Raw genomic sequence first — 13,316 nt, forward strand, 5'->3', positions numbered from 1 at the left:
CAAATGGTTTTAAAAGCAGGTCAGTAAGTTTATCTTTTATTCGTACTAATTCAAACTAAAATCAGATGCCATGGTCTCATCCGAACTTCCTCCCACAAATACATTAAACTCCCCAGGTTCTAACACCCAATGACCATCATTATTATAAAATCCCAAGGTAGTGCTGTCCAATACAAAGCGGACTTTCTTTTTTTCACCGGGTTGTAATGAACTCATTTCAAAACCCTTTAATTCTTTAACCGGTCTGGTTATACTGGCAAAAAGGTCTCTTATGTACAATTGAACGACTTCTTTGCCTTCACGATCACCCGAATTGGTAACATCCACAGCAACTTCAATTTTTGGCGCTTTATGTGAAGTGTTTACGGGAATAACTTCTAGATTTTCATATGTGAAGGTAGTATAGCTTAAGCCATGACCAAATGCATACAACGGACTATTTTTCTGATCTGAGTAATGCGACCAAAAAACAACATCGGGATCAGGTTCTACAGGTCTCCCTGTATTTTTATAATTATAATACATAGGCGTTTGACCTACATGCCGAGGAAAGGTCATTGGTAATTTTCCGCTTGGATTATAGTCACCATATAACACTTGAGCGATTGCGTGTCCACTTTGTGACCCTAAATGCCAAGCTTCAACAATTGCAGGAATGTGTTCGTCTGCCCAGTTAATAGCTAAAGGACGACCGTTATTAAGTACTAAAACAATATTCTTATTTACTTTATACACTTCTTCTAATAATTCCTGTTGGACTCCCGGTAAATCTAGCTCTGTTCTGCTTCTTCCCTCCCCACTCTGAAAACCAACTTCTCCCAAAACCATAACCACTACATCAGCTTGTTGCGCTGCTTTTACTGCTTCGTTAAATTCACTTGTATCTGTAGTATTGATCTTTACTTCCTTTATAAAAGCTGTTTTACCTACAGACACATCCGCACCCTTGGCATACATCAATGTATTACCTTTGTATTCCTGCATTCCTTCTAATACCGATACGGCTGTATCGTCATCTGCCCCTATTCTCCAACTACCCAACGGACTATTTTTATCGCTCGCCAACGCACCGATAAGTGCTATTTTTTGACCTTCCTTCTTAAGTGGTAATAGTTGCTTCTCATTTTTTAATAATACAATGGATTTTTTTGCGATATCCAGAACAGCCTCTTGATTGGCTTTACTACCTATAACTGTGCGTTCTCTTTCTTTATTACAGTAGCGATAAGGATCATCAAACAAACCTAATTCATACTTTACCTTCAAAATCCTTCTTACAGCATCATTAATCGTGCTTTCTTGAACACTACCTTCCTTTACCAGACTTGCCAAATGCTCCACGTACAAATAAGATTCCATATCCATGTCGGATCCAGCATTAACAGCTATTTCTGCTGCTTTTTTTCCATCTTTTGCATGTCCATGAGCAATCATTTCGGTAATAGAACCCCAATCGGAAACCATGAAACCATCAAAATTCCATGAATCCTTTAAAATATCACGCTGTAGAAATTTATTACCCGTCGCAGGAATACCATTAAGTTCGTTAAACGCGTTCATAAAAGTTTTCACTCCGGCCTGAGTGGCTGCTTTAAAAGGAGGAAAAATAATATTATGTAAGGTAGAGGTTCCAATATCCACTGTATTATAGTCTCTGCCTGCTTCGGCAAATCCATAGCCGGCAAAATGTTTGGCACATGCCGCAATCGTGTTATTTTTAGAAAGATCCTCTCCCTGAAAGCCTTTTACACGTGCTATCGCGATCTTAGCCCCTAGAAAGGGATCCTCGCCTGCTCCTTCCATAACACGTCCCCATCTGGCATCTCTCGATATATCTACCATAGGAGCAAATGTCCAGTTAATTCCAGCTGCCGAAGCTTCAGCTGCCGCGACCTCAGCAGATTTTTGTATAGCTTGTAAATCCCAGCTAGCAGCCTCTGCCAAGGGAATTGGACTCATCGTTTTATACCCATGAATCACATCAAATCCGATAATTAGTGGAATGCCCAGTCGTGACTCTTCTACAGCAATTTTTTGTACCGAAAGTACTTCTTCTACGCCGCGAACATTCAACATCGATCCTACCCAGCCTTTACGTAGATGCTCATATTTTTTTGCAGCCATACCGTCTTTTGGTTTAGGACCTGTTACATCCCAAAAACCGTTGTACTGATTCATCTGCCCTATTTTTTCTTCTAATGTCATTAGAGAAAGTAACGAATCAACTTTTCGATTCACATCACTATCAATATTAATGACATCGGTACTCGAACTTGAAGATGGTCTTTTACTTACAGGATGTATTTGTACAAAACTGGCCGTCAAAGTAAGCAAAGTAATTGCTATGATAATAAAAATTTTATTTCTCATGTAAAGTATAGGATTTAAGCGGTTTAAAAAGTAAGTAAAGGATTATCATTACAATGAATAACCCCCAACCTACCAACTTGTACGTTATAAATGGCAGATAAAAAAGTTCTATTGATATACTCTTACATAGTCAACTTCCAGGGAAGATGATACAAAGGCAGGGTCAATAGCACCTCCCAAATTACCTCCCATAGCCAGATTAAGTATTAAAAAAAAGTCTTTTTCGTAAAACGGCGTTGCTGTTGTATTCTGAAATCTATGATATACCTGATTATCTACTAAAAAAACTATTTCTTCTGGTGTCCAATCCACACTATACGTATGAAAATCAGTAGAAACTCCAGGAACAGTTATTTCCTTGACAATTGCATTTCCACCATTATTCTCAGGAAAATGCAAAGCGCTTGATATGTTATTCTGATTATTCCCTACGTGTTCCATAATATCCATCTCACCACAAGCCGGCCATCCTACCGTTTCAAAATTAGCGCCCAACATCCAGAGTGCAGGCCAAGTTCCTCCTCCAACAGGCAATTTTGCACGTATCTCCACTCTACCATAAGTAAATGAAAATAAATTCTGCGTTTTTATTCTGGCTGAGGTATATCCACCGTTTTCTGCTTTTGCTGTTATCTTAAGCAGTCCTCCCTGCACAGAAACATTACCCGGATCATTTGTATAGGTCTGAGCTTCTCCATTACCCCAACCATTGGTTCCGGTTCCTAAATCATACGACCAGTTCGCAGAATTTGGAGCTCCCTCTACATCAAACTCATCAGACCACAGTAAGGAATTAAATGTAGTTTGAAAGCTTTCTTCTTTATTGGTTATTATAAACCACCAGTCAAATTCGTTATTTCCGTCTGTGGTTCTCAGAATTAATTCGTTTGCCGGTTGTTCTGCGTACTTATAAAGCTCATACTTATGGTTGCCTCCGGTATAATATCCGATAAATGAGGTACCAGTTAAGCTAATGGTCTCCACGCCTCCTGGTGCACTAATAGCCCAAGAACCTGTGTAATCACTATAAGGGTAATTTAATACATCGGCACCATCAACGGTTCCCGTACCCGGTCCCGCTAATTCATCAATTAGGTCTATCCTGCCAAAGACAGTACCTTCAGGATTCAACGTTGGATCATCATTTTCATTATTTGTAATATGGGTAAATGTTCCATCTTCCCCAAAAATATAGCGATCGTCATACATACCTACATTTTCTTTACTATTTGGTGGTGCAGAGAAAAATTGTCCCGGTTCTTCACCTCCAACGGGTCCTAAACCAAAATGTCCTTGAACCTCACTTTTTATTCTCCACGAACCCGTAGTTAGCATCGTTATTAATTCGATAGGAGGTTCATATAGCACCAAAACATCTACCTCAACCGTAGTACTTGACGACACGCCACCAGCCCCTACCGCTATAACAGTTACCTGATAGGTACTCAGCCCGGTGTTTCCGAAATTATACTCCTGTACTCCAGAAGTTGATGATTGCGCATTGCCATTATATACGAATTGGTAAGCTATGGCATTTTCTGCATTTGCTTTGAAAATTACCGTACCGCTACCGTCCCCGTTTGGATTGGTTTCATCTGAACCTACTACATCAATTGTAACCTGGATATTAGATGGTGTACTAATTTGTCCTACAGACAAATCATCCTCTTGACAGCCTATTAAAAGTAAAATAATGGATCCCAGGAAGTATTTTATATTTTTTATTGAGCTCATACTTTTATTTATTACCATTAGTTATGAAAATATACATTGTCAACATACACCGTTGTAGCTCCTGTAGGAGATCCAACATAAATTAATTGTGCTATATTGGCTCGTGTGGTTAATCCAGTAAAATCTGATAGTGGAATGTCCAAACTAACCCATTCTCCTACTGCAGGATTTGAGATAGTGATTTCATGCTCTACATCATCACCCCCCTGAAAAAGTCCGTCAGCACCAAAATCTACTAACTTTATTTTAAACTCTGTAAAGTCATCTGACCACACATCGGTATGGAAATGTGTCATAGTGGTTGCATCGATAGGTGCCGAAGTGGTTTCAATTCCCACAAAATTTAAAGCACTGTATTTTTTTGTTGGATTACCTTCTACTGTTATATCTTCTAAAACGGCATCTGACCATGAAGTACGCCATGTATCTACGGTTACATCTGTGTATGCATCACTAAACATAGAAATGACATTTGCTGCAGCTACGGTAGGTGTTGGTGCTGCTGTAACCGTCTGTGCGCTTCCTTTATAAAAATAAATATTATCTATAAAAACTGTTCCTTCTGCCCAGGGAGTTCCAACAAATTTTAACTGATGAATATCTGCCACCGTAAGTCCTTGATCTGTAAACGCTGAAATAGGAATATCAATAGCTGTCCATTGCCCAGCGACCAAATCATTAGAAAAAGGCTTTTCACCATTTGTTTGACTAATAAGTGATGTTTCGATTGCAGTTACGTCTCCAGACGTCCATACGTCCATATGAAAGAATTCCATAGCACTAACATCTACAGCTGCTCCAAATTGAATGCCTTGATAACTCAAATTAATGTATTGAAGCATTGCATCGCCATTAAGATCAAATAACGACCAACTACTACCCTGGCTTCCCTGACCCCAATCCGGGAAATAGTCGGTTCCCGGTTCATCAGTGTAAGCAGCACTAAATATTGAAATTACATCTTGAGCGGCTCTTACGGGCGGTGTTGGTGCTGATGCCACCGGTTGTAGAATTTCTGTAACTTCAAATACTTCAGAATACTCAGTAGTAGCGATAGCTCCTCCTTTTGCTACCACTTTAATTGTATACGTTCCCGGTTGTTGATAGGTATACGATGCTACTTCACCGATAGTAGCAGATACAGGAGCATCATTTCCTTCTTCTCCGAAATACACGTCAAAAGACATCGCATAATCCGCGGTTGCAGTAACATTTACCTGTTTGGAGGTAGCTTCATCATTTGCGATTACAACCTCTAAGTTTTCGGGAGCATTAAAGGATACTACAACTTGTTGAATTGCTTCTGTTTTTAATCCTGTAATTCCTATACCGATTATCCTTAGATCATAGGTCCCTTCTGTATACGCATGTGTTATTACCTCTCCCAGTTGTATGTTAACTGGTGCCTCAGTTTCATCTCCAAAGTATATATCAAAGGATACAACGCCATCTCCCTTTGGAGTAATGGTTACTAACCCGGTATTATCCTGAGTCAGCTGGATAGCAGCAGCTATATTTGCAGGTGCATCCACATTATTAAGGTAATCGAAATTATCGTCGTCGTTACATCCTTGAATGATCAATAGCAAAAGAAATAATCTGAATGTGTGTTTAAAAAATTTCATTTTATTCTATTTTATATTTTAATATCCTGGGTTTTGCTCCCAACTATTTCCAGCTAACTGGATTTCTATTAGCGGTATAGGAAATACTTCGTGTTTCCCTGTCATAAAACCTTCTATTTCCTGAGCCGCTCTTCCGGTTCTAACCAAGTCAAAAAAGCGATGTCCTTCACCAACCAATTCTACTCTTCTTTCCTGATAAATAGCATTCGTTAGTGCATCCCCTGTAGCGGTAACATCCGGTAATTGTGCTCTATTGCGTACTCTATTTAGATAAATAAGTGCCTGCCCATCATTACTTGGGGACTTTCTATTATGTGCTTCTGCAGCCATTAATAATACATCTGCAAATCGAATTGCACGGTAATTATTAGGGTTTGTGAGGTTTGGGTCTCCGGTATTAAGGTCCCCTTGACGTGCTATGTATTTGCGATTGTAGTATCCTGTATGTCCAATTTCGAAACCTGTTTGATAGCCAATAGAATATGTTGCTCCTGTCTCTTCCGCCCATGCTTCAATATCCAGAATCGCCACATCTTTTCTGATATCTCCGGTTTCAAATGCATCCACTACTTCTTGTCTTGGCAGGTTAAAACTAAAGCCAGATTCAAATAGCGGACCCGTGTAATTGCGTATTCCATTAAAACCAACTGCTACATTCCCTTCACTACACTGCAGGCAATCAAAACCGGCTCCCGGAAAATTATCGTCGTACTGCACTTCGAAAACAGATTCTATGTTATTCTCTCCTTCTTGTTCAAAAATAGAATTATAGTCTGCTACCAAATCGTAAGGTCCCGCTATTACTTGGTCCAGAACCGCTGCTGCTTCAGAAAATTTATCCTGGTATAAATAAACTTTTCCTAATAAAGCTCGGGCTGCACCTGACGTCACTCTACCTGCTTCTGCCTGTGTGGCAGGTAAATTAGCTCCGGCGAATAGTAAATCTTCTTCAATCTGAGTATAAACAACCTCTTTGGGAGTTCGCTCAATCCCACTTTCTTCCCCAAAAAGAATTCTTTTATCAATCGCTAATGGCACATCACCAAACCATTTTACTAATTCAAAATAGTAATAGGCTCTGAGGAAACGAGTTTGAGCAATAATTTGCTCTTTCCCAGAAAAATCAATTTTGTCCTGAAATTCCATGATATAATTTGCTCTGTTTATTCCGGCGAACATCCAGTTCCAAATATCTCTGAGCTGGGCATTCACCGAAGTGTGCTCCATCTTATCCACTTCTTGTATTCCCGGTACATCAGATGCGCTTTCTCCTCCCGCTATGGTATTATCTGAAGCTATCTCACCTAGCATAACATTAAGATAGGTGGATTGCAATAAATCATAAGCTCCGATTAGAGCATCCTGATACTCCTGTTCTGTATTAAAAAAATCCTCTGAGTTTGGATCAGGTGAAGCCACGTCTACAAAGTCATCACTACAAGAGACTAAGAGAGCCATTGTCATAAAAAAGATTGCGGATTTCACTATATATTTCATCTTTTTCATTTTTTAAAATTTAAGGTTAACACCTACTAAGTAAGTCCTGGGTACTGGATAAAAGCCTTGATCAATACCTCCACCAATAGGATCTCCCGATGAAGCTGATGGATCGTAGCCTTGATACTCTGTAAACGTGTACAAATTATTTACCGAAGCATAAATTCTGAACTTATCTATGCCCATAACATCCATAAACTTGTCATTGATCGTATATCCCAATTGTACATTTTGTATTCTAACATACGAAGCATCTTCTACATAGAAATCAGAAAACAGACCATTAGAATTTGCGCTGGTGGTGACTCTTGGAAAGTCATTGGTTGTTCCTTCTCCCGTCCATCGACCTAAAGAAGCATTTCTACGATTCACAAGATTCTGATTACGCTCATAATTACGAATCATATCATTGCCAATGGAGGCAAAAGTATACGAACTGAAATCCAGATTTTTGAATCTAAATCCGATATTGAGTCCCATGGTAACATCTGGTATAGGATCGCCAATGTCTACTCGATCTTCAGAATCAATTAGACCATCGTTATTTATATCCACGTAACGTAAATCACCGGGCGCGGCATTCACCTGCGTAGCATGCGCATCTACTTCTGCCTGGTTTTGAAATATACCGTCGGTTTGTAATCCATAAAAATACCCAATAGGTTTACCTGCTTCCATACGGGAAGGTGGTAAACTTGTGCCTACACCAAAATTGCCAGCTTCTACAAAACTATTCTCTCCTGATACCTCAATAACCTCATTTTTTAATACAGTCATATTAAAGCTTGCATTGAATTCAAAATCTTCAGAGAAGTTATCATTAAATGCTATTGCGAATTCATATCCCTTGTTTTCAATAGTTCCTGCATTCACAAAAGGAACTGCGGATCCGGGAGCCTGTACGCCGAGAATACCAGCTACAGGGGTTTGAAGTAATAAGTCTTCTGTACGTCTTACAAAATAATCAAAAGTTATGTCAAATTTGTTTTCCCAGAATTTTGCATCGAATCCTATATCTAGTGTCTTTTGTAATTCCCATTTAATCTCAGGATTTGAAAGCGCCCCGATAGCTTTACCATCAACAACCTCTCCGTTAATTACATAACGTCCCTGACCATTTAATAACGAAACAAATCGATAATCCTCAATTCTATCATTACCAATAATTCCATAACTACCTCTTAATTTCAAGAAGTTTAACCAGCTGTTTTCAGTAAGGAAAGCTTCGTCAGAGACTACCCAACCCACAGACGCCGAAGGAAAGTATCCAAACTTATTTTTGGGACCAAACTTCGTAGACCCATCTCTTCTTATAACTGCTGATAGTAAATATTTACCCTTGTAACTGTATTGTAATCTTGAGAAATAGGATAATAACCGCGCATCAAATTCATCTCCCCCATTAACATACCTATCGGCAATATCAACAGCATTCGCTATAGATGCATTATCAAAAGAATTTCCAGGAATTTCAAATCCGGTTAATTCATTAAATAAACCTGTGGTTTGAAAAACGGACATTCCTAAAAGTACCTTTATATCATGATCCTCTTTAATCACTGTTTCATATTTTAAAAAATTATCCCACGTATAATCTCTAAAATAATTATCTGTTTCTGTGACTCTGTTTCTATCAATGTTAAAAACCTTACCGGATCCATAGAAGACTTCTGGAGCAAAGGTTATTTCATCTACATCTGCGTAATTTGCCTGAAATCTGGTTTCTGCCGTAAAATCATTGAGAAACTTATATTGTAATCCAATAGTGGCAGCAATTTTATTCACTTGACTGTCATTGAATGTGTTTTCTATTTGAGCTAAAGGATTAATTACTTCATTCCCCAATCCTTCGGCAATTGTAAAATCTCCATTTTGGTCGTAAACTGATAAGGTGGGCGCCATGTTAAGTGCATTAAATAGTACCGATCCTAAAGCATTTTCTGGAAGTGTTTTTCTATTTGTTCTGGTAAAAATTCCAGTAGTTGTCAACTTCAAATTTTCAGTGATCTGAAACCCATAGTTTAATCTTGCGGTTAAACGATCAAATCCGGCTTTTCCTCTTCCCACAATACCATCCTGAGTAAGGTAGGATAAACCGCCTGAGTAGGTAGACTTTTTAGTACCACCTGAAGCGTTTAAATTTACACTTGAAATTGCAGCTGTTTTAAACACTTCATCCTGCCAGTCTGTACCTTCTCCTAATAGAGAGATATTAGAAAATTGAGGGGAACCTCCTCCAGCTGTAAATGATTCATTTATAATAAGTCCATATTCGGTAGCGTTGAGTACCGGTATCTTTCGGGTAGTTTCCTGAAAACCGGCATAGGAATCAAACTCAAACTTGAGCTCCTGATTTCTACGCCCCGTTTTGGTAGTTATCAAAATAACCCCATTAGCTGCTCGCACACCATAAATACCAGCTGTAGCATCTTTTAATACATTAATACTTTCTATATCATTTGGGTTCAAAACGCTCAGATCTTCTATCACGTTACCATCAACCAAAATCAACGGACGGTTATCACCATTCGTAGAAACTCCTCGAATGGAAATTGTTGCGTTGCTTCCCGGTGCTCCGGATTGTGACGTAATATTTACCCCTGCTACTTGGCCTTGTAGTGCCTGTTCGACCTGAACTACATTTAATTTTTCAATAGTCTCTGAGGAAACAATTGAGACTGCCCCGGTAATTTCTTTTTTAGTTTGTGTACCATAACCAATGACGACAACTTGTTCAAGAGATTCGCTATCCTCCTCTAAAATAACATTAATAGTTGTGTTGTTACCAACGGTAATTTCTTTACTAGCAAAGCCTAAGTAAGAAAAAACCAGAATGTCTCCTCTGGAAATATTACCAATACTATAATTTCCATCAAAGTCGGTAACCTCCCCTTTATTTGTGTTCTTTACTATAATATTTACTCCTGGTAAATTTAATCCATCGTTATCCTTTACATTTCCCTGTACTTGAATTTCCTGTGCGTAGGAGAACGTTGTTAGAAACACAGCTAATAAGAAGTATATAACTTTCATAAATAGTATTATTTGATTACTCAAATGTATATACAATGATTAAGAAACTGTTAAAAACCACCACAACAAAAAATCAACACTTATGAATAAATATCAAATAATTATGATAAAATTTATCAAAATCGCTGTATTTGCTTAAAAAAACATGAATTTTATATCATGGAATCTAGCGAGAATCATCCGGTTTAAGCGCAACTATAACGTTAGAGTATAGGTAATGTTGTGGTAGAATGTAGCTTTGATGTAGTGTTAAATATCTAAAATATAATTAACTAGACTTTCTTCGTGTTTTAGATCAAGTTTTTTTCTAAGTCTGTAACGTTTGATTTCTACACTTCTAACAGAGATATTCAATAAAGGTGCGATTTCTTTTGAAGACAGGTTCAATCTTAGGTAGGTACAAAATCTTAAGTCATTTGGTGTTAACTTGTCGTGTTTAGCTTTTAGCTTTTTTAAGAAATCCTTATCTACATTATTAAAGGCTTCTTCAAAATGTCTCCAGTCATCTTTATTATTGAGGTTTCTATCAATTATTCGTTCTACATTAGTCAAACCGCTCCGTTCGGCTTCAGATTTTTGAAGTTCTTTTTTAATAGTATTCAGTATTTCGTTTTTCTTAATAATGTTCATGGTGGATGTAGCAAGTTCACGATTCTTACTTTCAACATCCTGCATAAGCTTTTCATTATTCAACTTCATGATTTCTCTTTCGCTCTCTAAGGCTTTTAGCGCTAGTTGCCTTTTATTATACTCTACTAATTTTTGTTTTTGTTTTGCATAATAATTTTTGTAAGCTTTATGAGTAAGAAATAAAACCCCTATTAAAACCAAACTATACATGAAAATTGCGGTCATTGAAAAATACCATGGTCTGGCTATATTAAAGCTATATGACGCAGTATTATCGGACAAAATATTTCCTGTCTTAGCTCTTACCTTAAAGGTATAACTACCAAATGGAAGGTTCTCAAAAGTAGTAGTTGAATTTGTGCTCCAACCACTCCAATGCTCATAAAACCCTTCTAGCTTATACTGAAATTTAGTAATTAAAAACTTGTCATATTCCGGAACAGTATACGAAATCTTGAAAGTGTTACGCTGAGATTCAAAAGTTGGTTCTTCTTGTAACAATGAGATGGTCTCAAAGGCTGATCCTTTATTTTTACCTTCAATTTTATTTAAAAAAATGCTATACTTTTTAAAATTTATTCTCGACAACTCTATAATCATATAGCCATTTGTTGTACCTAGTAGATAGGAGTCCTGCTTTATATAGGTGATATTTTCAAAACCAAACATTTCTTTTCTAAGTGATCTCGGAATAGCTACTTCTACCAATTGCAATTTTTCTGAAAACTGATCATAAGAAATATAACCTAAATAATCGTCAGAAAAACTCCAAAGCCCACCAATATTATCAGTTATCAACTTACCTATATACTCTTTTTTGGTAGCTGAATTTTTACTTATCAGATATTCCTGCTCGAAGATTTTTTTTTGCTTATTGTAAGAATAAATACCTGTTTCATGCGTATACAGAATATTCTCCTCAAACTTTAAAATGTTCGAATTCCTACCTTTTTCTATTGAAAAGTCTTCAACTATATCAATTATTTTTGAAAATTGATCATCCATAGTGAGTTTGAAGAGGCCTTTATACTCATGATTTACCCAAATCGTTTTATCCTCTACTTCAACATACCTTGCCGAATAATTAAATCCTTCAATTACATGTTTAAAACTCCAGCTATTGCCTATTTTTTCTAAAACACTCAATCCGCTATAGGTTCCCTGTAACAAATTGTTTGGCTGCCCGGGTATTGTTTTAAAATTCCATGCTCCCGTAATCTCACATACTAACTCAGATTCGTTTTTATCAATGATAAAAGTGCCTGAATCATGACCGCAAAATAAGGTGTCATCATATACAAAAAGACTCCAAACTTGTCCGTTCGTACCTTTAACAAATTGAAAAGTATCCTCAGTATCAACTTTTTTATAAAATAAGCCTTGATTGGTACCCAAATATAAATGGTCGTTAAAAATAACTGAAGCATATACAGTCCCTAAATTTCCTTTTTCATCATTAAAGAGAGTAATTGGTGATGTAATATTTATACAATTGATCCCATTATCAAGACCTATCCAGACATTCCTTTCGATATCTTCATAAACAGATAATACCGTGTTATTGCTCAACCCTTTGTTCTGGTCAATTTGATATAATACATCTCCCGTAGATGAAAGATAAATTATGCCTTTGGAGATTGTTCCTAAAACTAAATTTTCATTTTTAAGCTGTATTCCGCTATATATCTTTGACCCCTGTAACACTTCATCTGCTGCAATAACCCACTTGCTAAAACTATCCGGGGTATATCTATAGAAACCATTATTACTCGTCAGTATCAAAAGATTATTTTGAGTACCTGAAATACTTACAACTTTATCATTTGCCAATACCTGAGAATTAGTAACCAGAATGGGTTTACCCTTTTCTATTCTGAAAATACCTTTTACTAAATCCTGATAATAAATTATACCGTCAACATTAAATATGCTACGTATCCCAGACTGAGAGTCTATGATTGTAATTTTTTGAGTAGTCGTATTATACATATAAATCCTTTGGAGTGACTGAAAAAGCACCCAGTTGTCCTGATATACGATGCCCCAAAACTGCTCATCTTCGATTAATTGATCCTTGATGGTATCACTGATGGATATATACTTTAATTTTCCTAAATCGTTTTTTTTCCAAAAGCCAAAATTCATATAACAACCCGTGTATATGCGGTCATCCACTACATTAACAGATCTCATCACAGTCCTGTTAGGTGTCGGATACAACGTCCAATCAGCCCCGTTAAACTCTAACAAGCCTTCGTTATTGGCGATATAAATATTCTTATTTGCAGCTTGAGATATGGACCAGTTTTGAGTTTCGCCTCCATAACTTTCGGGTAAATATTTTTCAACTGGCGGAAGTTCCTGCGCCATCGTTATTAGCGATAGTAGGAACAAAAAGGAAAAATTTATTTTTTTTTGAACAGTCAA

Annotated in this window: 6 protein-coding genes; all 6 read right to left on the reverse strand. The window is 37.2% G+C overall.

Annotated features, from left to right (window positions below; genetic code table 11):
* Positions 1–45: 45 nt before the first annotated feature.
* The 6 genes from bglX to ACJRPK_RS11515 all read right to left on the reverse strand — a co-directional run bounded on the left by bglX (position 46) and on the right by ACJRPK_RS11515 (position 13,259).
* Entirely contained in the window at positions 46–2,370 is a 2,325-nt protein-coding gene (gene bglX, locus ACJRPK_RS11490) for a beta-glucosidase BglX (protein WP_407140043.1), read from the reverse strand.
* A gap of 108 nt (positions 2,371–2,478) precedes the next feature.
* On the reverse strand, positions 2,479–4,104 hold the full coding sequence (locus ACJRPK_RS11495) for a glycoside hydrolase family 16 protein (RefSeq protein ID WP_407140044.1): 1,626 nt from the start codon (positions 4,102–4,104) through the stop codon (positions 2,479–2,481).
* Between the two features lie 17 nt (positions 4,105–4,121).
* On the reverse strand, positions 4,122–5,729 hold the full coding sequence (locus tag ACJRPK_RS11500; protein ID WP_407140045.1) for a hypothetical protein: 1,608 nt from the start codon (positions 5,727–5,729) through the stop codon (positions 4,122–4,124).
* An 18-nt stretch (positions 5,730–5,747) separates the two neighbouring features.
* Positions 5,748–7,226 carry a RagB/SusD family nutrient uptake outer membrane protein gene (locus ACJRPK_RS11505; protein ID WP_407140046.1) on the reverse strand — a complete coding sequence of 493 codons (1,479 nt, stop codon included), beginning with the start codon at positions 7,224–7,226 and terminating at the stop codon, positions 5,748–5,750.
* 12 nt (positions 7,227–7,238) lie between these two features.
* Entirely contained in the window at positions 7,239–10,259 is a 3,021-nt protein-coding gene (locus ACJRPK_RS11510) for a SusC/RagA family TonB-linked outer membrane protein (RefSeq protein WP_407140047.1), read from the reverse strand.
* A 249-nt stretch (positions 10,260–10,508) separates the two neighbouring features.
* Entirely contained in the window at positions 10,509–13,259 is a 2,751-nt protein-coding gene (locus ACJRPK_RS11515) for a triple tyrosine motif-containing protein (protein WP_407140048.1), read from the reverse strand.
* Positions 13,260–13,316: the final 57 nt, after the last annotated feature.

This window comes from Aquimarina sp. 2-A2 (assembly GCF_045505135.1).
Classification (GTDB): Bacteria; Bacteroidota; Bacteroidia; order Flavobacteriales; family Flavobacteriaceae; genus Aquimarina; species Aquimarina intermedia.

Excerpts from the sequence above, each read along its gene's own strand:
- bglX (WP_407140043.1), bottom strand. The coding sequence starts at position 2,370 with ATGAGAAATAAAATTTTTATTATCATAGCAATTACTTTGCTTACTTTG.
- ACJRPK_RS11495 (WP_407140044.1), bottom strand. The coding sequence starts at position 4,104 with ATGAGCTCAATAAAAAATATAAAATACTTCCTGGGATCCATTATTTTA.
- ACJRPK_RS11500 (WP_407140045.1), bottom strand. The coding sequence starts at position 5,729 with ATGAAATTTTTTAAACACACATTCAGATTATTTCTTTTGCTATTGATC.
- ACJRPK_RS11505 (WP_407140046.1), bottom strand. The coding sequence starts at position 7,226 with ATGAAATATATAGTGAAATCCGCAATCTTTTTTATGACAATGGCTCTC.
- ACJRPK_RS11510 (WP_407140047.1), bottom strand. The coding sequence starts at position 10,259 with ATGAAAGTTATATACTTCTTATTAGCTGTGTTTCTAACAACGTTCTCC.
- ACJRPK_RS11515 (WP_407140048.1), bottom strand. The coding sequence starts at position 13,259 with ATGGCGCAGGAACTTCCGCCAGTTGAAAAATATTTACCCGAAAGTTAT.